The sequence below is a fragment of the Gordonia hirsuta DSM 44140 = NBRC 16056 genome, from assembly GCF_000333015.1.
GTDB lineage: Bacteria > Actinomycetota > Actinomycetes > Mycobacteriales > Mycobacteriaceae > Gordonia > Gordonia hirsuta.
This window is the reverse complement of record NZ_BANT01000028.1, coordinates 36644-56706: the sequence shown is the minus strand read 5'-3', so window position 1 is coordinate 56706 and position 20063 is coordinate 36644. Positions and strand designations below refer to the sequence as shown.

Genomic DNA, 20063 nt, shown 5'->3' with positions numbered 1-20063 from the left:
GATTACTGCACTCCTGCGGTGGCGTCGGTAGCGGGATCGTCGGTGGCGTCTGAGCGGGAGCGTTCGAGTACGTCGAGTGCGGCCAGGTAGCCGAAGACCATGGCCGGGCCGATGGTGGCACCCGGGCCGGCGTAGGTGTGGCCCATCACCGGCGCACTGGTGTTGCCGGCGGCGTAGAGGCCGTCGATCACACTGCCGTCGGCGCGCAGCACCCGGCCGGTCGCGTCGGTGTCCACACCGCCCTTGGTGCCCAGGTCGCCGGGCACCATCTTGACGGCGTAGAACGGCGCCTTGTCCACCGCGCCCAGATTCGGGTTGGGCTTGTTGGTGGGATCGCCGTAGTAGTTGTCGTAGGCACTGGCGCCGCGGCGGAAGTCTTCGTCGGTGCCGCTGCGGGCGAAGCCGTTGAACCGTGCGGTGGTGGCGCTCAGTGCGGCCGGGTCGACGCCGATCTTCTCGGCGAGTTCGGCGATGCTCACGGCTTTGACCACCACCCCCGACTCCAGCCAGCTCTTGGGCAGCGGCTGGCGTGCGGGTATCCCGGCGAACAGATACCGGTTGCGGCATCGCTGGTCCATGATCATCCAGGCCGGCACATTGGCGCCGGGGCCTTCGCCCTGGCCGAATTCGCCACCGTACATCTGGTGAACGGCCTCGACGTAGGGCAGCGACTCGTTCATGAAGCGTTCCCCGTGCTGGTTGACCATGAAGGTGCCCGGCACGCTGCGCTCGGACAGGGCGAACCAGGGGCCCTTGGGTAGCGGGATCGTCGGGCCCCACCACGCATCGTCCATCAGGGACAGGTCCGCGCCGATCCGCGCGGCCGCCAGGATGCCGTCGCCGGTGTTCGACGGTGCCCCGGTGGTCCAGTCGGTGCCGATCGGTGCGCGCTGGTACCGCGCCCGCATATCGGCGTTGTTCTCGAAACCGCCGCTGGCCAGGATCACCCCGTAGCGGGCCCGCAGGTCCACCTCCTGGCCGTCGTGCTCGAGCCGCACCCCGGTCACGGTGTCGCCGTCGGTCAGCAGCCCGGTCAGCGGGGTGTTCAGCCGCAGGTCCACTCCGGCGGCCCGGCAGCCCAGCAGCAGTTCGGCGGCCAGGGCCGCGCCCATGGCGATCATCTTCTTGTTCCGCGAGCGCGACCAGGTGAACCGGCCGGCGACCTTGGCCATCTTGGCCACCCCGCGCCAGTGCCGGAAGCCGACGTTCATCCACTTGTAGTCGCTTTGCAGCACCACCATGTTCAGCGGGGCCTTGGTGTACTGCGGATGCAGGGTGTTCAGGTCGTCGCCGAGGCGTCGGGCATCGAACGGGCGCGGTTCGATCGACCGGCCGCCGGCCCGCCCGCCGGGGGCCTCCGGGTAGTAGTCGGAGTAGCCGCGGACCCATTCCAGATCCAGCGGGGCATGGGCCATCAGATAGTCCAGCGCCTCGGGGCCGCGATCCAGATAGGCATCGATCTTGTCGGCCGGTGCGTGTTCGCCGATGATCGCGTGGGCGTAGGTGCGGGCCTCCTGCGGGGTGTCGGTGACCCCGTCGCGGCGCAGCACCGAGTTGTTGGGAATCCACACGCCGCCACCGGACCGCGAGGTGCTGCCGCCCCAGTACGGCGACTTCTCGATCAGCACGGTGCGCAGCCCCTGGCTGGCGGCGGTCAGGGCGGCCGACAGGCCGGCCCCGCCGGCCCCCACCACGACGACGTCGACGGTCTCTTGCGGCATAGGGATTCCCCTCTGCGGTCGGACATGGCCGCCGCGAAGAACTAGAACACGTTTCAGTATGGAGGATAAACCAGGACGGGCGTTACCAGTAACCGTCGGGGTCGGTCTCGGGGGATTCGCGCGGGACGATCCCCTCGGCGACCCCGTGGTCGATTGATGCCGACAGGCGCGGACAGGTCGGCAGCATGGCCGGGTTGCCGCCCTCGGCGCGGATCTCGGCGATCTCCTGGCAGCGCGCGAGCGCCTCGTCGTTCCACTGCACGCTGGTGTGATGCGGGCTGGTCTTCTTCACCAGCACGCAGGCGTGACAGGTGCGGCATTCCAGCTCGGTCATCCCGCCGCGCAGGTAGTGCCGCCGATCGCGCGCGGTGGCCGTGGCGATGGCGGCCAGGCGCGCGGGATCGCCGGTGTAATCCGGAGCCTTGGCCCAGCCGCCCGCCCCGTCGGTTCCGCCGCCGGTCATCAGAGCGACGAGTTCTCGGTGGCCGTCGCGGCCTCGGCGGCCTGCTGGGCGGCGCGCTCCTCGGCCTGCCGGCTCAGGTTCTCCTGGATCTCGATGTTCCAGTTCTCCAGGGCCTTGGAGGTGTCGATCTCGTATTCGAAGCGGTCGGTCATCTCGTCGGTGACATCGTCGATGTCGACGTAGAACTGTTCGTACCAGCGGCGCAGCTGATAGACCGGTCCGTCCTCCTCGACCAGCAGGGGGTTGTCGATGCGGGTCTTGTGCTTCCAGATCTCGACGTCCTGCAAGAAGCCGACCTCGATGCCGGCGGTGATCTTGTCGGCCATCTTGTCGGCCTGCTCGGGGGACAGGCCCTCGGGGATCTTGGCCATCACTCCGAACATCAGCACGAAAGAGTTCGCATCGATCGGGTAGTGGCAGTTGGTCAAGATGGTCTCCACCGCGTACTCGCCGTAGTACTGCACCATCGGGTTGAGCATGTACGACGGCCCGTAATAGGCGGCGATCGACTCCAGCCGGGTGTCGCCGTAGGCCGCGGAGATGCCCACATCCGGGCGCCCGTGGCTGTTCATGTACTGCGCCGCGGTCTGGCCCTCGAAGACGTTCTTGAAGTAGTCGGGCAGGGCGTAGTGCACGTAGAAGAAGTGCGCCATGTCCACGACGTTGTCGATGATCTCGCGGCAGTTGGAGCCCTCGATCACCAGGGTGTTCCACTTCCAGTCGGTCCATCCCTGGTCGCCGTACTCGGCGACCTCGGGGATGATGCAGTCCTCGGGCGGCGGATTGCCCTCGGGGTCGTTGTAGACGAAGACCTGGCCGTTGCGCTGCATGGTCGGCCAGGTGCGGGTCTTGGCCAGCTTCGGATTGCGCTTGGCGTAGGGGACCTGGGCGCAGCGGCCCTTGCCGTTCCACTGCCAGCCGTGGAACGGGCAGGCCACATTGTCGCCGCGGACCTGCCCTTTGGACAGGTCGGCGCCCATGTGCCGGCAGTAGGCGTCCAGCGCCTTCACCTCGCCGGCGGTATCGGCCCACACCACCAGCTTGGTGCCGAAGATCTCCAGCGAGTGGGGTTTTCCGTCGGTGTACTCGTCCACCAGGCCGATGCAGTGCCAGCCGCGGGCGAAGCGGGTCGGCGGGGTGCCGGTGTCGATTTCCCGGATTCCGGTGTCGGTCGTCGTCATGGTGAGGCCGCCCTCCTTGTGAACAGCGTTGATATGCCAATAGTAGAACACGTTCCACATCAGAATGAGAACGTGTTCTAATATTGACTCAGCGACCCAAGTACGCCACGAGAACGGAGGGGCCATGGCCCAGCGAAGTGAAGCCGCACAGCAGGTGCTCGATCGGATCAATGCGGTGCTGCCCGAGCTGGCACAGCGCGCGCAGGAGACCGAGGATGCGCGACGGATTCCCGACGATGTGGTCGCCCTGCTGGAGGGCACCGGCTTCTTCAAGCTGATGCAGCCCGAACAGTGGGGCGGTTACCAGGTGGATCCGGTGACCTTCTACGAGGCGGTGCGACGCATCGCCACGGCCTGCGGGTCGACCGGCTGGGTGGCCGGCATCGTCGGCATCCACAACTGGCACCTGGCCCTGTTCGAGCAGCAGGCACAGGAAGACGTCTGGGGCGAGGATCCGAGTGTGCGGATCTCCTCGTCGTATGCACCGATGGGCGCCGGTGAGGTGGTCGACGGCGGCTACAAGGTCAACGGCTCGTGGGCCTGGTCGTCCGGCTGCGATATCGCCGACTGGGTGGTGGTGGGCGGTCCGGTCTTCAAGGGCGGCAAACCGGTCGACTTCGTCAGCTTCCTGATCCCGCGCGAGGACTACACCATCCGCGACGTCTGGAATGTGGTCGGCCTGCGGGGTACCGGCTCCAACACCATCGACGTCAAGGACGTCTTCGTGCCGCGGCACCGGATGCTGAGCTTCCGCACCATGAGCACCGGGGAGGCGCCGGGTCTGGAGCGCAACACCGCCCCGGTCTACAAGATGCCGTGGGGCACCATCCACCCCAGTACCATCTCTGCGCCGATCATCGGTATGGCCTACGGCGCCTACCAGGCGCACGTGGAGCATCAGGGCAAGCGCGTGCGCGCGGCGTACGCCGGCGAGAAGGCCAAGGAGGATCCCTTCGCCAAGGTCCGCATCGCCGAGGCCGCCAGCGATATCGACGCCGCCTGGCGCCAGCTGGCCGGTAATCTGCAGGCCGAATACGACCTGATCGTCGCCGGCGAGGAGGTGCCGATGGATCTGCGTCTGGCCGCCCGCCGCGACCAGGTGCGGGCCACCGGCCGGGCGATCGACGCGATCGACCTGCTCTTCGAGAACTCCGGTGCCCACGCACTGGAGAACGGCACGCCCATCCAGCGCTTCTGGCGTGATGCGCACGCCGGCCGCGTCCACGCCGCCAACGATCCCGAGCGGGCCTACGTCGCCTTCGGCAACGGTGAGTTCGGGCTGCCTATCGGCGACACGATGGTGTGATCGCGCGATGACACAGAACACGATCTCTCGCCGTTCGGCTCACCCGGACGAGCTTTCGCCGATCCGCTCGCTGGGTTACATGCGGATCGACGCCACCGATATTGACGCCTGGCGCGAGTACGGATTGAAGGTGCTGGGGATGGTCGAGGGCAAGGGCCTGGTGCCCGGCGCCCTGTACCTGCGGATGGACGACTTCCCGGCACGCCTGGTGATCGTCCCGTCCGACCGCGACCATCTGGCCGCCTCCGGCTGGGAGTGCGCCAACGCGCAGGGGCTGCAGGAGGTCCGGGACCGGCTCACCGCGGCCGGGGTGGAGTTCCGGGAGGGCACCCCGGAGGAGAAGGCCGATCGCGCCGTCGACGGCCTGATCGTCTTCGCCGATCCCGACGGCAACGTGCTCGAGGCTTTCCACGGCGTCGCCCTGCAGCACCGCCGGGTGGTGAGCCCGTACGGACACAGCTTCGTCACCGGCGAACAGGGACTCGGGCATGTGGTGCTGACCACCACCGACGACGCCGCCTCGCTGGTCTTCTACCGGGATGTACTGGGTTTCCGGCTGCGTGACTCGATGCGGCTGCCACCCCAGTTCGTCGGTCGCGCCGAGGGGGAGGAGCCGGCCTGGCTGCGTTTCTTCGGCTGCAATCCGCGGCACCACTCGTTGGCCTTTCTGCCGATCCCGAACAGCACCGGCATCGTGCACCTGATGGTCGAGGTGGAGAACTCCGACGATGTGGGTCTGTGCCACGATCGCGCGTTGCGCCGGAAGGTGCCGATGTCGGCGACCCTGGGCCGGCACGTGAACGATCTGATGCTGAGTTTCTACATGAAGACCCCCGGTGGCTTCGACGTCGAATTCGGCTGTGAGGGACGGCAGGTGGACGACGACGAGTGGATCGCCCGGGAGTCGACCGCGGTCAGCCTGTGGGGACACGACTTCACCATCGGAATGCAGGGCTGACCGATGGCGCCGCTGTCGCCGTACGGGTCCGCCGACTTCGATTCGCGGCAGTTCCGCACCGCGATGGGTCAGTTCTGCACCGGCGTCACCATCATCACCACCCTCGACGGGGACGAGGCGCCGGTGGGGTTCGCGTGCCAGAGCTTCACGGCGTTGTCCCTGGACCCGCCGCTGGTGCTGTTCTGTCCGATGAAGTCCTCGCGGACCTGGCCGGTGATCGCCGAGCGCGGCGCGTTCTGCGTCAACGTGCTGGCCAACCGGCAGCAGTCGGTCAGCGCGAAGTTCGGCGCCCCCGGCCAGGACAAGTTCGCCGGGGTCGACTGGGATGCGTCCCCGCTCGGGCTGCCGGTGATCCGGCACTGCCTGACCTGGGTGGAGTGCACGGTGGAGAACATCTTCGACGGCGGCGATCATCACATCGTCGTCGGCCGCGCGCAGACCCTCGGTGAGGTGCTTCAGGACAAGCCGCTGCTGTTCTACCGCGGCGGATACCTGTCGACCGAACACCCGCGGGTCACGCCCGCGCAGGAGGCGCTGAGCGACTTCCTCACCTGGAACGGCGGCGACGAGTGGCTGTGAGGCCGCTCGCCCGTGCGCGCTGCTCCGGCCCGCCTCAGCCGCCGTAATCGGCGAAGGCCTGCGTCAGGTAGGCGGTGAACTCGTCGACGTCGGGGATGGCGACGACGTCGGCGTTGACGCCGATGTGGGCGATCGCGTTGTAGGTGAGCAGCCCGATGTTCGCCGCGGCCCCGGCCTTGGGGGCGAAGGCGGTCATACCGGTGACCGCCGCCCCGCACAGGTACACCGGAATGGGGGGACCGGGCACATTGGTGGCGGCGACGTCGACCCCCTTCATCAGGCTGCCGGCCAGCCGTTCGGTCACCGGATCGGGCAGGGCGGCCATCGCCTTGTACAGCACATCGGAGAGCCCCAGCGTCGGATCCTGGCGCGCCTCGTCGACGATGCCGTGCAGTTGGTGCAGCCGGGCGGCCGGATCGAGATCGCCGCACGGCACCAGGAACCGCGCCGGCATCCAGTGGTTGCCGGTGGCCTCATCGCCCGGCTTGCGCTGGTTCACCGGCATATTGACCCGGAAGGCCGGCAACTCCTCGCCGTGGTCCCGGTGGTACCTGCCCACGGCCGCCGCCACGGCGGCGATGAAGACGATGTTGAGGGTCACGTCCGCATCGCGGGCGGTCTGTCTGAGCGGGTCGAGGGGAACGGCGATCGCGGTGAAGCGGGACGACAGCGAGCGCTCGCGCATCAACTCCGATTTCGGCTCGCCCTGCGGCGACAGGCTCGTCGCGGCCGCCATCGCCGTGCGCCCGCCGGTGCGGGCCGACTGCACCGGCCGGGTGAGCAGGCTCCAGGCCCCGCGCCCGTACGCGCGGGCCGCACCCACCACGGTCTCGCGCACCGCGTCGACGGTGAAGGCGGTGGTCTGCCGCATCCGGCCCAATACGCCCGCCGGATCGGCGGCGGCGACCGCGGGCATCGGCCCCAGCTCGGCCGGTTCGGGCGTCAGATCGAACAGGGCGGCGCTCATCGCGATTCCGCCCATGCCGTCGGCGACCGAGTGGTGGATCTTGAAGATCATCGCCGCCGCGCCATCGGGGAGATCGGTGAGCACCGCCAGTTCCCACAGGGGTCGGGAGTGATCGAAGTCCTGCTCACCCATTCGGGAGGCGTAGGCGAGCACCCCCGACCGGGCGTCCCCGCCGGTGCCGTCGGGCAGGCGGCGCCACCGGATGTGGTAGTCCAGGTCGAAATGCGGGTCGGTCTCCCAGCGAGGCGGAGCGGGGGAGAAGCCGCCGCCGATGGCGCGCTGACGCAGTCGCGGGAAGATCCGGGTCAGCCGCTCGGTGCGCGAGGCCACCTGGTCCTGATCGGGCGATCGGTCCAGATCGATCACGGCGATGATCCCGGTGCGCAGCAGCGGATCGCCTTCGATGCCGTACATGACGGCATCGAAGGGTCCCATGCGCGCATCGCGGCGTCCGAACCACGGGCTGTCGGTGTCCTGCTCAGCCATATGCTCGATTCTCGGTGATGGGCGGCGGCTACCAGGTCATATCGCGCAGATTGCGTTTTAGGATCTTGCCGGCTCCCGAGACCGGCAGCTCCTCGATGAAGGCCACCGATCGGGGCAGCTTGTAGTTGGCGATGTGCTCGCGACAGAACTCACGGAGCTCGTCCTCGGTGACCTGCGCGCCGGGGGCGCGCACCACGACGGCGTGCACCCGCTCGCCCCACTGCGCATCGGGCACCCCGATCACCGCGGTCTGGGCCACCCCGGGGTGTTTGGCGATCGCGTTCTCCACCTCGACCGAGTACACGTTCTCCCCGCCGGTGATGATCATGTCCTTGAGTCGATCGGCCAGGAAGACGTAGCCGTTCGCATCCATGTGGCCGGCATCGCCGGTGTGCATCCAGCCGTCGCGCACGGCGTCGGCGGTGGCGTCGGGCTTGTTCCAGTACCCGGACATCAGATGGTCGCCGCGGACGATGATCTCGCCGACCTCACCGCGGCCGAGTTCCTGTCCGTCGGCGCCGACGATGCGCAGATCCGAATGCACTGCCGGACGACCGCAGGAGCGGCGCAGCGCCGGGTCCAGGTGATCGTCGGCGGTGAGCAGGGTGGCGATCGGTGCCAGTTCGGTCATGCCGTAGGCCTGGGTCAGGCGTACCTCGGGCAGCAGGGCGAAGGTCCGCTCCAGGAGTGATTCGGCGATCGGCGAGGCGCCGTAGATGATGTGGATCAGACTCGATAGATCGGCGTCGGCGGCTTCGGGGGAGTCGACCAGCATCTGGATCATGGTCGGCACCAGCAGAGCGCCGACGACCCGGTGCCTCTCGATGGCCTCGATCACCCCGGACGGGGTGAACATCGGGACGATCACGTGGGTGGAGCGGGTCAGGCACCCCACGTGCCAGGCGGCCAGATCTGCCAGGTGGAACATCGGGGCGGCGTGCAGCAGGGTGGCGCCGCGGGTCAGGATGTCGGTGGTGACCAGCGCGCCCATCGCCGAGGTGAGGCACGCGCGGTGGCTGAGCATGACGCCCTTCGGATCGCCGGTGGTGCCGCCGGTGTAGAAGATGCCGTAGAGATCGTCGCCGCCGCGCTCGGCGTCGGCGATCGGGTCGGACCCGGCGATCAGCGCCTCGTAGTCGAGCATGCCCTCCGGTGCTTCACCGTCGCCGGTGAAGATCACCGTCGCCAGGTTCGGCGCCAGCTCCTTGAGGGTGTTGATCATCGGGGCGAAGGTCTCGTCGACCAGCAGGATGTCGGTGCCGCAGTCGGCCAGTGAATAGGCGATCTCCGCCGGGCTCCAGCGGATGTTGACCGGGTTCACCGCGCAGCCCGCCCATGGGGCCGCCAGCAGGAACTCGTGGTAGCGATCGCTGTTGAGCGAGAGGATGCCGATCCGGTCGCCGGTCTGTGCACCGAGCGCCACGAAGGCACCGGCGAGCCGGGACACCCGGTCCAGGGTCTGCGCAGCGGTCCGGCGCCGGTCCCCGTAGATGGTGACGATGTGGTCGGGAGTGAGCTGGGCGGTTTGCCGCAGGGACTGGGTGATCTGCATCTTGTCCTCCGTAAGCGAACAGGCGTAAGTGCTTGTGTGGCGGTAATTTCCTCGACTATCGCACGTGGTCGCAGCTGTCTGGGCCATAATGTGAATAGAGGTTCGTGCGAAACCGTCTTCGGTGAGGGGCTGCTCCGCGCTGTCGTCGTCGTTTCGCCGTACCCGATCCCAGCCCGACGATGTCGGCCGCGGGTGTGGTCCCGCGGCGGCGATTACTGATCTGAGAGTCCGAATGAAGCGCAATCTCTTCGAAGCCGAACACGACGACTACCGGGCCGCCGTGCGGCAGTTCCTGGCCCAGCGCGTGGTGCCCGACTATCCCGAGTGGGAGCAGGCCGGCGTGGTGCCGCGCTCGCTGTTCGTCGAAGCCGCCGAACTGGGCGCGTTCGCCGCGGTACCCGAGGAGTTCGGCGGCGCGGGCATCCGCGACTTCCGGTTCAACGCCATCCTCGCCGAAGAGGCGGCCGCGCAAGCGGTGGCGCCGGCGGTCCTGGGCATCACCCTGCAGGCCGATGTGTGCATGCCGTATCTGCTCGACCTGACCAACGACGAGCAGAAGGCGCGCTGGCTGCCCGGGGTCGCCTCCGGCGAGACGGTGGTGGCGATCGGCATGACCGAACCGGGCACCGGTTCGGATCTGTCGGGCATCGCCACCACCGCGGTGCGCAACGGTGACGAGTACGTGGTGAACGGCGCCAAGACCTTCATCACCAACGGGATCAACGCCGATCTGATCATCACCGCGGTCCGCACCGGACCGGATCCGCATCGAGGACTGAGCCTGATGGTGATCGAACGCGATATGCCCGGCTTCGAACGCGGACGGAACCTGGACAAGGTCGGCCTGCATGCCCAGGACACGGCGGAACTGAGCTTTACCGATGTGGTGGTCCCGGCGGCGAACCTCCTGGGGGAAGAGGGCGCCGGCTTCTTCGGGCTGACCGCCAATCTCCCTCAGGAACGGCTGTCGGTGGCCATCGCCGGACTAGCGGCAGCGGTCTCGGCCCTGGATTGGACGATCGACTATGTGCGTGAGCGCAAGGCCTTCGGGAAGCCGATCGGCGATTTCCAGGCGACCCGGTTCCGGCTGGCCGAACTGGTCACCGAGGTCGACATCGTGCAGACCTTCCTCGACCGTGCCGTCGAAGAACTGCTCGCCGACCGGTTGACCGCCGTCGATGCCGCCAAGGCGAAGCTGTGGGCCACCGAACTGCAGGGCCGCGTGATCGACGCGTGCGTGCAACTGCACGGCGGCTACGGCTACATGCTCGAGTACCCGATCGCCCGGGCGTTCATCGACGCGCGGATCTCCCGTATCTACGGCGGCACCAGCGAGATCATGAAGGAGATCGTCGGCCGCTCCCTGAAACTGGGCGGCTAGTGGAAGTTGGGCGGTCCGTGGAAGCTGGATGGTCAGTGCCGTGACCGGTAGCCTGCCGCGGACGCGTCCGGCCAACCGGCGGGAGCTGATTCTGGCGGCGGCCACCGGGCTGTTCGTCGACCGCGGATACTCGGCGGTGTCGATGGCGATGATCGCCGACGAGGTGGGTGTACGGCCGTCGGCGCTGTACCGCCACTTCGTCAACAAACAGGCGGTGCTGACGGAAGCCTTCGCCGCCTACGTCGACCAGCTGTGTGCGGCACTGGACGGCGGACACGAGGCCGACCGGCTGGCGTGTCTGTCCGCCCGGGTCCTCGAGCACCGGTATGCCGGCCGGCTGTGGATCCGGGAGGCTCGGCATCTGCCGGCATCGACCGCCGATCGGATCCGGGAGGACCTCCTCGGACGCCTGGACGCCGTCGTCGCCGGTGCCGCCACGGAGAGCACGCGACGCGAGGTGCGGGCGCGGTCGACGGCGGTACTGGCGGTGTTCTTGAGTGTGGCGACCCACCACGCGGAGGTGGCCGAGCCCGAGGTCCTGACCACCCTGGCGTGGCGTGCCGCGACGATGCCTGAGCGGCTGCCGGCACACACGCCCGCCCCGCCGGGACTGTCGCGGACCGGCACCCGCGAGCAGATCCTGTCGGCGGCGGTGGCACTGTTCGCCGAGCACACCTACGACGGTGTCGGGATCGACGACATCGCCGCGGCCGTCGACCTGGCGCCGTCGAGCATCTACAACCACTTCAGCGGCAAAGCCGAGATTCTGGCGGTCCTGCTGCATCGGGCAAACGGGTACCTGCAGGTCACCCTCGACGATGTGATGCGGCGGGCCGTCGACACCGGGTCGGCGCTGTCGGCGGTAGCGCAGACCTATGCCGCCTTCGCGGTCGGCCATCCGGCGCTGATGCGGGCGATCGTCGCCGAGACCGGCTCCCTGGACGAGCCGGATGCCACGCTGCTGCGTTCGGCGCAGCGGCACTACGTCGCCGAATGGGTCCGGCTCTACGGCGGCGAGCCGCCGTCGGACCGCACCGCCCAGGCCCGGGTGACGGTGATGGCGGCGATCACCGCGATCAACGAGCTGGCCCAGCTGCCGGCGCTCGCGCGGACCGCGGCGGGGGCGGCCTATGTCGCAGGTTGCGGGCATACGATCCTGGGGCTGCCCGCGCCCGAACGGTAGCCGCCGGCGCTACAGCTCGATCAGCGCGGCCGCCCGATGCGGCGGCCCGAACAGCTGCGCATCGGCCTGGGCCCGTTTGAAGTACAGCCCGATATCGTGCTCGGCGGTGATCCCGATGCCCCCGTGCAACTGAATCGCCTGACCGGTCACCGTCCGGTAGTTCTCCGAACAGTAGACGTGCGCCGCGGCGGCCAGGGCCGGTGCCTGCCGATCGCCGGCGGCGACGGCGGCTACGGCCGCAGCCGAGCACGAGCGCATAGTCTCGACCAGGACGTACATGTCTGCCATCGCATGCTTGAGTGCCTGGAAACTGGCGAGCGACCGGCCGAACTGGGTGCGGGCGAGGGTGTGCTCGACGGTCATCTCCAGGGCGCGTGCCGCCCCGCCGGTCTGCTCGGCCGAGAGCAACGCCCAGGCCAGGGTGCGCAGGTGCTCGACGAGTCCGTCCGGAGCCGGCACGGCCTGTGCCGGCGCCGAAGCGAAGTGCACCCGGGCCAGCGGCCGGGTCGGATCCAGCACCGGCTGTGCGGTGACGGTGACCCCGGGAGCGTCGGCGGCGATGTGGTGCAGGGTGATCGGGCCCGCACCGTCTGGGGTACCGGCCAGGACCAGGAAGACCTCGGCGGTCTCGCCGTCGAGGACGTAGTCGGCGGTGCCGCTGAGCAGTCCGGCCTCGGCGACCACCCCGGGGTGGTCCCACCCGTGTGGTCCGGCCCAGCACAGACTCGCACTGAGCTCACCGGAAGCCAGTCGCGGCAGCAACTCGGTCGCGGCGGCCTCGTCGCCGGCGGCCAGCAGGGCGCCGGTGGCCAGCACCGCCGAGGACAGCACCGGTACCGGTGCCAGGACCTCGCCGAGCGCCTCCAGGACGGCGGCGCTCTCCTGCACGGAGGCGCCCAGACCGTCGTACGCCTCGGGCACCAGCAGCCCGGCCACGCCGATGCCGCCGGCCAGATCCTCCCAGAGTGGGGTGTGCCGGCGGCCCGCACCGGCCATCGCAGTGCGTGTCCCGGCCGTTCCGCCGCGGCGGCGGCAGACGTCGCGGACCGCATCGCCGAGGGCCCGCAGCTCCTCGCTGGTGACCGACCCCATTGGCCCCGGGGCGTTCACAGTGTCTCCAGGATCGCCGCGCGGTGCACCGCCGGCGTCCCCCAGGCGCTGCGCAGAGCGCGCGCCCGGGTCAGATACAGGGCCAGATCGTGTTCGGCGGTGTAGCCGATGGCGCCCAGGACCTGCAGGGCGCGCCGGGCCGCCAGGTCGGCGGCGTCGGCGGTGGCGACCTTGGCGGCCGAGCAGTCGGACCGGTCCAATGTCAGCGCAGCGCCCCAGACCAGGGGGCGGGCCATCTCCAGTGCGATCGCCACATCGGCCAGGTGGTGTTTGACGGCCTGAAACGACCCGATCGGCTTGCCGAACTGATTCCGGGCGCGGGCGTAGTCGGCGGCCACCGACAGCATCGTCGAGCCCAGGCCGAGGGTGTAAGCGGCCGTGGCCAGGGCGGCCAGGTCGGTGACGGCGGCGACGTCGATCCCGTCGACCAGGGCCGGACCGGCCGTGACGGCGGCGACGGTGCGGGCCGGGTCCACCGTGGACTGGACGTCGGAGGGCACACCCCGGCTCAGGGTTCGGCCGTCGAGCAGATAGACCGCGGCGCCCTCGGTGTCGGCGGCGCGCGGCTGTCGCGGCGGCGCGGCGACCGTGCCCAGAGTGTCGCCGGCCAGCAACGGTGCCAACTCGTCACCGTTGCCGGCCACCGCCAGCAGGTGCGGCACCACCGCACAGGTCTCCACCACCGGCCCCGGCAGCGCAGACCGGCCGAGGGCTTCGACGGCCACCATCATCTCCACCGGACCGGCACCGCTGCCGCCGAGCTCCTCGGGCACTAGCAGCCCGGTGATGCCGCCCTGCGCCAGCTGCCGGTAGACCGCCAGGGCCGGTCCGCGGTCGCCGTCGGACCAGGCCCGGGCCACGGCAGTGCCGCCGGCGCGTTCGGTGAGGGCGGTGACCGTATCGGCGAGGTCGTCGTGGGTCTGATCGAGCAGGAATTCCATGGTCACCGGTCTCCGCGGGGCAGGCCGAGGAGTCGCTCGGCGATCACGTTGCGCTGAATCTCGTTGGTGCCGGCATAGATCGGGCCGGACAGGGCGAACAGGTAGCCGCCGGACCACGCCGTCTCCAGTTCGGCGTCGGCACCGAGCAGATCCAGGGCGGTCTCGTGGGCGGCGATGTCCCACTGCGACCAGAAGACCTTGTTGATCGAGGACTCCATGCCCAGCTGTCCGCCGGCGGCCAGCCGGCTGACGGTCTGGTAGGTCGACAGCTCATAAGCGCGCGCCCCGATCCAGGCGTCGGCCACCCCCTGGCCGGCGGCGGTGGTGGCCGGGACCTCGTCGCGGCGCTGGTGCCACAGCCGCACCAGCCGGTCGGTGGTGGCCAGGAACCGGCCGGGTGCACGCAGGGAGAGGCCGCGTTCGTTGGCGGCGGTGCTCATCGCGACCTTCCAGCCGTTGTCCACCTCGCCGATCACCCCGGAGGCGCCCGGATCGGCCGGATCGTCGGGGACGAAGACGTCTTCGAGGAACAGTTCGGCGAAGCCGGGTTCGCCGTCGAGCTGAGCGATCGGCCGCACGGTGACGCCGGAGGCGCGCAGGTCGAACATGAAATAGGTCAGCCCGCGGTGGCGGGACTGTTCGGGGTCGGTGCGGAACAGGCCGAAGGCCATATCGGCGAAGCTGGACCGCGAACTCCATGTCTTCTGGCCGTTGAGCAGCCAGCCGCCGTCGGTGCGGGTGGCGGTGGCGCGCAGAGAGGCCAGGTCGCTGCCGGCCTCCGGTTCGCTCCACGCCTGCCCCCAGATGTCGTCGGCCCGCGCCATGCGCGGCAGGATCCGGGCGAGCTGCTCCGGGCTCGCATGCTCGAAGAGGGTCGGCGCCAACAGGAAGATGCCGTTCTGGGAGACGCGGCCGGGCGCACCGGACCGGTAGTACTCCTCCTCGAAGATCAGCCAGTGCAGCAGCGGCTCGTCGCGGCCGCCGTATTCGGCCGGCCAGCTGACCACCGACATGCGGTCGGCGGCCATCTCGGCCTCCCAGGCGCGGTGCGCCTCGAAGCCCTCGGCGGTGTCCATCGAGGGCAGCGGCTCGGTCGGGACATGCTCGGCCAGCCAGCTGCGGACCTGCGTGCGGAAGGCCTGGGCGGCGTCGTCGAACGTCAGATCCATCAGGACTGTGCTCCCGCCGACTTCATCGATTTGGCGTCCATCCCGCCCAGGGAGTCGCCGCCGCCCTCGGCGTTGGCGCTGTGGGCGTAGTGGTGCCAGCCGAAGACTGAGTCCATCGCGTTGCGCAGGCCCATCTGGTCCTCGCAGATGTTGACGGCCTTCTTCGACAGGAACAGGCCCTGCATCGGCATCTCGACCATCGCCGCGCAGAGCTGGTCGACCTTGCCGGCCAGACCGTCGCGTTCGACGACGTGGTTCACCATGCCCCAGTCCTGGGCCTGGGCGGCGGTGAAGCGCATGCCGGTCATCAGGATCTCCTTGGCCCGGCGCGGTCCGAGGACGTAGGCGTGCGCGAAGTACTCCACCCCGGGTATGCCCATACGGGCCACCGGATCGGAGAAGAAGGCGTCGTCGGAGGCGACGATGAAATCCGCGGCCCAGGCCAGCATCAGCCCGCCGGCGATACAGGCGCCGTGCACCTGGGCGATCATCGGCTTGGGCATATCCCGCCAGCGCCGGCACATGCCCAGGTACACCTCGATCTCACGGGCCAGACGCTGGTCGGCGCCGGTGATCTGGGTGTGATCCCAGTGCAGCGCGGCGACGTTGGGATAGTAAGTGTCGAAGTCGCGCTCGGGGGTGCCGATGTCGTGTCCGGCGGAGAAGTGTTTGCCGTTGGCGCGCAGGACGATCACCTTGACGGCCGGGTCGTCGGTGGCTTTGCGGAAGGCGGCGTCGAGCGAATATGTCATCACCGAGTTCTGCGCGTTCCGGTACTCGGGCCGGTTGAGCGTCACATAGGCGACGGCACCGGCCGGCCCGCCGGTCTCGTAGGCGACCGGACTGGACTCGGCGGTCAGATCGTCGGGGCCCAGGGGTGGGGGGATGACGGCATCACTCATACCGCCGACTGTAACCTAGCAAGTGCTTGGTTGGTAGGCCGCTCGGTGAGCGGCCGACGCCGCCCCACCGCCGAAGGCAGGCTGACGACCGGCTTCAGTCGCCTGTGGCCATCGGCGGCAGCGACTTGACCAGCGGAGCGTCGTAGCCGGTCGGGCCCACCTTTGCCGCGCCGCCCGGCGATCCCAGTTCGTCGAAGAAGTCGGCGTTGTCGGTGAGATAGGGCAGCCACTGCTCGGGCAGGTCGTCCTCGTAGAAGATGGCCTCGACCGGACAGACCGGTTCGCACGCCCCGCAGTCCACGCACTCATCGGGATGGATGTACAGCGCGCGTCCGCCCTCGTAGATGCAATCGACGGGGCATTCCTCGACGCAGGCGCGGTCCATCACGTCCACGCAGGGTTCTGCGATCACATAGGTCACGGTTACCTCCTCAACGGGGAGTGACGGCTCAGCGGGGAGTGATGGTCAGTGTCGGCTCGCGGTGGGTGTGCACGGTCAGATAGCTCAGCCCGGCGTCGCCGGCGGTGAAGGAACGCTGCGACCCCTTGGGGAGCCACAGCAGATCGCCCACCGTGACCTCGATCGGTCCGGCCTGGGTGCCCAGGGTGCCCGAGCCGTCGAGGATGTGGATCAGTACGTCGACCTCGGCGCCGGTGTGCTCGCCGATGCCGCCGCCGGGGGCCAGGGTGATCAGGTTCGAATCCAGATCGCGGGTGGGCAGGTCCAGCTTCCAGGCGACCCCGGCCTCGCCGCCGGCCACCGCGTCGGCGGAGTTCCCGATCCGGCGCGGTGCGGGTGTGGCCAGCAGTTTGCTGATCCGGATCTGATAGTCACCGGGTTCGCGCACCAGATACTCCCACTCGAAGCCGCCGGGGTTGCGGTCGTCGAACTGGTGGTGCAGGGGGATCGGGTCGTGATCGTTCACCAGGATCAGCGCCTCGCCGACGTCGAGTCCGTCGAAGAGTCCGAAGATCTTCGGATGCCGTTGCGGCTTCGGAATCTCGCGTACGTCGATGGTGACGTCGGGCATGGTGGCTCTCTCCTTTGTTCGGCGCAGACCGGCGGTAGCGCGGGTTTTCAAAAAAAAGTATCTCTAGTCATCGAAACTACGCTGTGGCGTGGTCGCGGGGCAACGGTGGCCCGGCGACTACGCTGACTCGAAGAGCGATGCGGCCGTGCCCGTCGGCGAATCCGTAGGGAGAGGGATGGACAAGCAGGGATACGAGCAGGGGTACGAACTGTCGGACCTGGGACAGCTGGAAGCCGAGTCGGTGCACATCTTCCGCGAGGTCGCCGCCACCTTCGAGCGCCCCGGCATGCTGTTCTCCGGCGGCAAAGACTCGGTGGTGATGTTCCACCTGGCGCGGAAGGCCTTCTGGCCCGCGCCCATGCCGTTCCCGCTGATGCATGTCGACACCGGCCACAACTTCGACGAGGTGATCGACTACCGCGACGGGGTGGTCGCCCAGACCGGGGTGCGGCTGCTGGTGTCGAGCGTGCAGGACGATATCGACGCCGGACGCGTGGTGGAGCAGACCGGTATCGGGGCTTCCCGGAACCGGCTGCAGACCGCGGCGCTGCTGCGCGGGATCGCTGAGAACAGGTTCGACGCGGTCTTCGGCGGTGCCCGGCGCGATGAGGAGAAGGCTCGCGCCAAGGAGCGCGTGTTCAGCTTCCGGGACTCGTTCGGTGCCTGGGATCCGCGCAATCAGCGGCCGGAGCTGTGGAACCTCTACAACGGCCGGCATTCGCGCGGCGAGCACATCCGGGTGTTCCCGTTGAGCAACTGGACAGAGTTGGACATCTGGCGCTACATCCAAGCCGAGGGCATCGAATTGCCGTCCATCTACTATGCGCACGACCGCGAGGTGGTCCCGCGCGACGGCATGCTGTTGGCCAAGACCCGGTACCTGCAGGTCGGACCCACTGAGTCCAGCCACATCGAGCGCGTCCGGTTCCGGACGGTCGGCGATGCCACGTGCACCGGTTGTGTGGAGAGTGAGGCCGATACGCCGGCCAAGGTGATCGCCGAGGTGTCGGCCACCCGCATCACCGAACGCGGTGCGACCCGCGCCGACGACCGCATCTCCGAGGCGGGGATGGAAGACCGGAAGAAGGAGGGCTACTTCTGATGGCCGGGGAACTGTTGCGCATCGCCACCGCCGGCAGCGTCGACGACGGGAAGTCGACGCTGATCGGGCGGCTGCTCTACGACTCGAAGTCGATCTTCGCCGACCAGCTGGAAGCCATCGAGCGCACCAGCGCCGACCGCGGCGACGAGTTCGCCGATCTGTCGTTGCTCACCGATGGGCTGCGCGCCGAACGGGAACAGGGCATCACGATCGATGTGGCCTACCGGTACTTCTCCACCCCGGAGCGCAAGTTCATCATCGCCGACTCCCCGGGGCATGTGCAGTACACGCGCAATATGGTCACCGGCGCCTCGACCGCCGATCTGGCGATCATCCTGATCGACGCGCGCAAGGGTGTCCTGGAGCAGACGCGCCGACATGCCTTCTTGTCTTCGCTGCTGGGCATCCCCCACCTGACGATCTGCGTCAACAAGATGGATCTGGTCGACTACTCGCAGGAGCGGTTCGAGGAGATCCGGGACGAGTTCATCGCCTTTGCGGCCAAACTCAATGTCGGCGATCTGACCTTTATCCCACTGTCGGCGCTCAAGGGCGACAACGTCGTCGAACGCAGCGAGGCGATGGACTGGTACGACGGCCGGCCGCTGCTGGGGCATCTGGAGAACGTCTATATCGCCTCGGACCGGAATCTGATCGACGCGCGCTTCGGTGTGCAGTATGTGATCCGGCCGCAGCGCAGCGATGGCTTCGACCACCGCTCCTATGCCGGCACCATCGGCGGCGGTGTGTTCGGGGTCGGCGACAACGTAGTGGTCTTGCCCGGTGGATTCGGCACCACGATCAAGAAGATCTGGGGACCCGGCGGCGCCGAACTCCATGAGGCCTTCGCACCGATGGCCGTGTCGATGGAGCTCGACGACGAGATCGACATCGTTCGCGGCGACATGATCGTGCGACCCAACAACCGCCCGCACGTCGACCGCGACATCGACGCGATGGTGTGCTGGTTCTCCGAGAGCAGTGTGCTGAAGCCGGGCTCGTCGTACCTGGTCAACTGCGGGACGCGGCAGACCCGGGCGGTGGTCTCGGGGCTGAACTACCGGCTGGACGTGAACACCCTGCACCGCGACGAGGAGGCCGGGGAGCTGGCGCTCAACGAGATCGGCCGGCTCACGCTGCAGACGCAGCAGCCGCTGCTGTTCGACTCGTACCGGCGCAACCGCGAGACCGGCAGCTTCATTCTGATCGACGAGGCGACCAACGCCACGGTGGCCGCCGGGATGATCACCGGTCCGGTCGCCCACGACACCCATGTGGTGTGGCAGGACACCAAGGTCTCCCGCGAGCAGCGCTCCCACCGCGGGGCGACGATCTGGATGACCGGTTTGTCCGGTTCAGGAAAGTCGTCGCTGGCGATGGAACTGGAGCGGCGGCTTGTCGCCGGCGGCCGGCCGGCATACCTACTCGACGGAGACAATCTGCGGCACGGCCTCAACGCGGATCTGGGCTTCAGCGATGAGGAGCGTCGTGAGAACATCCGGCGCACCGCCGAGGTGGCGGCGCTGTTCGCCGACTCCGGTGCGGTGGTGCTGGTCTCGCTGATCAGCCCGTTCGCCTCCGAACGCCGGCGTGCGCGGGAGATCCACGAGGCCAAGGGGCTGCCCTTCTACGAGGTGTACCTGGACACCCCGCTGTCCGAGTGCGAGGCCCGGGATCCGAAGGGTCTGTACGCCAAGGCCCGGGCCGGCGAGATCCTTCAGTTCACCGGCATCGATTCCCCCTATGAGGCGCCGAAGAACGCCGATATCGTGGTGCGGCCCGAGGACGGTACCCCCGCCGATTCGGCGACGGCGATTCTGCGCGATCTGGGGTTGTAGCCGGCAGGGAGCTGCTCTCGATGTCGTGGTTGGCTGAGAAGGTCAGGGGGCCGCGCCGGACGTCGCAGGGACGTCCTTCACCGTCACGCGTGCCGGTCTGCCGGGCGTGCGGGGCGCGGCCACCCTTCTCTCCGTCGGCCGCGAATCTGTATGGAATTCTCAAACAACGCATCGCGCCGGAACCGTTCCGGCA

General features: G+C 68.6%; 18 protein-coding genes. 7 read left to right on the top strand and 11 right to left on the bottom strand.

Annotation, left to right across the window (positions count from 1 at the left end; all coding sequences use genetic code 11):
- Window positions 1–2 precede the first annotated feature (2 nt).
- The 3 genes from kstD to GOHSU_RS10905 all read right to left on the bottom strand — a co-directional run bounded on the left by kstD (window position 3) and on the right by GOHSU_RS10905 (window position 3365).
- A complete protein-coding gene (kstD, locus tag GOHSU_RS10915) occupies window positions 3–1721 on the bottom strand; it encodes a 3-oxosteroid 1-dehydrogenase (protein ID WP_005941243.1) in 1719 nt (572 codons plus the stop codon).
- A gap of 82 nt (window positions 1722–1803) precedes the next feature.
- Window positions 1804–2184: a hypothetical protein gene (locus GOHSU_RS10910; RefSeq protein ID WP_005941240.1), complete on the bottom strand. Its 381-nt coding sequence runs from the start codon at window positions 2182–2184 to the stop codon at window positions 1804–1806.
- Window positions 2184–3365, bottom strand: a complete 1182-nt coding sequence (locus GOHSU_RS10905; protein WP_024332926.1) for a 3-ketosteroid-9-alpha-monooxygenase, oxygenase component — start codon at window positions 3363–3365, stop codon at window positions 2184–2186. Before GOHSU_RS10905 ends, GOHSU_RS10910 begins: the two co-directional genes overlap by 1 nt.
- 124 nt (window positions 3366–3489) lie before the next feature.
- On the opposite strand from GOHSU_RS10905, the gene hsaA reads away from it, so the two are divergent.
- The 3 genes from hsaA to hsaB are packed head-to-tail and all read left to right on the top strand — an operon-like array spanning window position 3490 to window position 6208.
- Window positions 3490–4671, top strand: coding sequence for a 3-hydroxy-9,10-secoandrosta-1,3,5(10)-triene-9,17-dione monooxygenase oxygenase subunit (gene hsaA / locus GOHSU_RS10900; protein ID WP_005941234.1), 1182 nt, complete (start codon window positions 3490–3492; stop codon window positions 4669–4671).
- Window positions 4672–4678: 7 nt separating this feature from the next.
- On the top strand, window positions 4679–5629 hold the full coding sequence (gene hsaC, locus GOHSU_RS10895; RefSeq protein WP_005941231.1) for an iron-dependent extradiol dioxygenase HsaC: 951 nt from the start codon (window positions 4679–4681) through the stop codon (window positions 5627–5629).
- A gap of 3 nt (window positions 5630–5632) precedes the next feature.
- Window positions 5633–6208, top strand: coding sequence for a 3-hydroxy-9,10-secoandrosta-1,3,5(10)-triene-9,17-dione monooxygenase reductase subunit (gene hsaB / locus GOHSU_RS10890; protein WP_005941228.1), 576 nt, complete (start codon window positions 5633–5635; stop codon window positions 6206–6208).
- Window positions 6209–6242: 34 nt separating this feature from the next.
- Here hsaB and GOHSU_RS10885 read toward each other — a convergent pair whose 3' ends face one another.
- Together GOHSU_RS10885 and GOHSU_RS10880 are read right to left on the bottom strand one after the other, a co-directional pair.
- Complete coding sequence (locus tag GOHSU_RS10885) at window positions 6243–7661, bottom strand: wax ester/triacylglycerol synthase domain-containing protein (RefSeq protein ID WP_005941224.1); 1419 nt, start codon at window positions 7659–7661, stop codon at window positions 6243–6245.
- Window positions 7662–7689: 28 nt separating this feature from the next.
- Complete coding sequence (locus GOHSU_RS10880) at window positions 7690–9213, bottom strand: long-chain-fatty-acid--CoA ligase (RefSeq protein ID WP_005941221.1); 1524 nt, start codon at window positions 9211–9213, stop codon at window positions 7690–7692.
- Window positions 9214–9445: 232 nt separating this feature from the next.
- Here GOHSU_RS10880 and GOHSU_RS10875 point away from each other — a divergent pair, with 232 nt between their 5' ends.
- Window positions 9446–10594 (top strand): acyl-CoA dehydrogenase family protein, encoded by a 1149-nt coding sequence (locus GOHSU_RS10875; protein ID WP_005941219.1) that lies wholly within the window; start codon window positions 9446–9448, stop codon window positions 10592–10594.
- A 40-nt stretch (window positions 10595–10634) separates the two neighbouring features.
- The gene (locus GOHSU_RS10870; RefSeq protein ID WP_162138713.1) at window positions 10635–11777 is read left to right on the top strand and encodes a TetR/AcrR family transcriptional regulator; all 1143 of its coding nucleotides are present in this window, start codon (window positions 10635–10637) and stop codon (window positions 11775–11777) included.
- Between the two features lie 9 nt (window positions 11778–11786).
- Here the strand turns inward: GOHSU_RS10870 and GOHSU_RS10865 are convergent, their stop codons facing one another.
- The 6 genes from GOHSU_RS10865 to GOHSU_RS10840 form a co-directional block, all read right to left on the bottom strand.
- Window positions 11787–12869, bottom strand: a complete 1083-nt coding sequence (locus tag GOHSU_RS10865) for an acyl-CoA dehydrogenase family protein (protein WP_005941212.1) — start codon at window positions 12867–12869, stop codon at window positions 11787–11789.
- Between the two features lie 14 nt (window positions 12870–12883).
- A complete protein-coding gene (locus GOHSU_RS10860; RefSeq protein ID WP_005941210.1) occupies window positions 12884–13828 on the bottom strand; it encodes an acyl-CoA dehydrogenase family protein in 945 nt (314 codons plus the stop codon).
- 2 nt (window positions 13829–13830) lie between these two features.
- Window positions 13831–14997 carry an acyl-CoA dehydrogenase family protein gene (locus tag GOHSU_RS10855; protein WP_005941207.1) on the bottom strand — a complete coding sequence of 389 codons (1167 nt, stop codon included), beginning with the start codon at window positions 14995–14997 and terminating at the stop codon, window positions 13831–13833.
- Window positions 14997–15899: an enoyl-CoA hydratase gene (locus tag GOHSU_RS10850; RefSeq protein ID WP_005941204.1), complete on the bottom strand. Its 903-nt coding sequence runs from the start codon at window positions 15897–15899 to the stop codon at window positions 14997–14999. Before GOHSU_RS10850 ends, GOHSU_RS10855 begins: the two co-directional genes overlap by 1 nt.
- A 94-nt stretch (window positions 15900–15993) precedes the next feature.
- Window positions 15994–16320, bottom strand: coding sequence for a ferredoxin (fdxA, locus tag GOHSU_RS10845; RefSeq protein WP_005941200.1), 327 nt, complete (start codon window positions 16318–16320; stop codon window positions 15994–15996).
- A gap of 28 nt (window positions 16321–16348) precedes the next feature.
- Window positions 16349–16930: a DUF2249 domain-containing protein gene (locus GOHSU_RS10840; protein WP_005941194.1), complete on the bottom strand. Its 582-nt coding sequence runs from the start codon at window positions 16928–16930 to the stop codon at window positions 16349–16351.
- Between the two features lie 175 nt (window positions 16931–17105).
- Here GOHSU_RS10840 and cysD point away from each other — a divergent pair, with 175 nt between their 5' ends.
- Entirely contained in the window at window positions 17106–18032 is a 927-nt protein-coding gene (cysD, locus tag GOHSU_RS10835; RefSeq protein WP_005941192.1) for a sulfate adenylyltransferase subunit CysD, read from the top strand.
- Window positions 18032–19870 carry an adenylyl-sulfate kinase gene (cysC, locus tag GOHSU_RS10830; RefSeq protein WP_005941190.1) on the top strand — a complete coding sequence of 613 codons (1839 nt, stop codon included), beginning with the start codon at window positions 18032–18034 and terminating at the stop codon, window positions 19868–19870. The genes cysD and cysC overlap by 1 nt, the downstream gene beginning before the upstream one ends.
- Window positions 19871–20063: the final 193 nt, after the last annotated feature.

Excerpts from the sequence above, each read along its gene's own strand:
- kstD (WP_005941243.1), bottom strand. The coding sequence starts at position 1,721 with ATGCCGCAAGAGACCGTCGACGTCGTCGTGGTGGGGGCCGGCGGGGCC.
- GOHSU_RS10910 (WP_005941240.1), bottom strand. The coding sequence starts at position 2,184 with ATGACCGGCGGCGGAACCGACGGGGCGGGCGGCTGGGCCAAGGCTCCG.
- GOHSU_RS10905 (WP_024332926.1), bottom strand. The coding sequence starts at position 3,365 with ATGACGACGACCGACACCGGAATCCGGGAAATCGACACCGGCACCCCG.
- hsaA (WP_005941234.1), top strand. The coding sequence starts at position 3,490 with ATGGCCCAGCGAAGTGAAGCCGCACAGCAGGTGCTCGATCGGATCAAT.
- hsaC (WP_005941231.1), top strand. The coding sequence starts at position 4,679 with ATGACACAGAACACGATCTCTCGCCGTTCGGCTCACCCGGACGAGCTT.
- hsaB (WP_005941228.1), top strand. The coding sequence starts at position 5,633 with ATGGCGCCGCTGTCGCCGTACGGGTCCGCCGACTTCGATTCGCGGCAG.
- GOHSU_RS10885 (WP_005941224.1), bottom strand. The coding sequence starts at position 7,661 with ATGGCTGAGCAGGACACCGACAGCCCGTGGTTCGGACGCCGCGATGCG.
- GOHSU_RS10880 (WP_005941221.1), bottom strand. The coding sequence starts at position 9,213 with ATGCAGATCACCCAGTCCCTGCGGCAAACCGCCCAGCTCACTCCCGAC.
- GOHSU_RS10875 (WP_005941219.1), top strand. The coding sequence starts at position 9,446 with ATGAAGCGCAATCTCTTCGAAGCCGAACACGACGACTACCGGGCCGCC.
- GOHSU_RS10865 (WP_005941212.1), bottom strand. The coding sequence starts at position 12,869 with ATGGGGTCGGTCACCAGCGAGGAGCTGCGGGCCCTCGGCGATGCGGTC.
- GOHSU_RS10860 (WP_005941210.1), bottom strand. The coding sequence starts at position 13,828 with ATGGAATTCCTGCTCGATCAGACCCACGACGACCTCGCCGATACGGTC.
- GOHSU_RS10855 (WP_005941207.1), bottom strand. The coding sequence starts at position 14,997 with ATGGATCTGACGTTCGACGACGCCGCCCAGGCCTTCCGCACGCAGGTC.
- GOHSU_RS10850 (WP_005941204.1), bottom strand. The coding sequence starts at position 15,899 with ATGAGTGATGCCGTCATCCCCCCACCCCTGGGCCCCGACGATCTGACC.
- GOHSU_RS10840 (WP_005941194.1), bottom strand. The coding sequence starts at position 16,930 with ATGCCCGACGTCACCATCGACGTACGCGAGATTCCGAAGCCGCAACGG.
- cysD (WP_005941192.1), top strand. The coding sequence starts at position 17,106 with ATGGACAAGCAGGGATACGAGCAGGGGTACGAACTGTCGGACCTGGGA.
- cysC (WP_005941190.1), top strand. The coding sequence starts at position 18,032 with ATGGCCGGGGAACTGTTGCGCATCGCCACCGCCGGCAGCGTCGACGAC.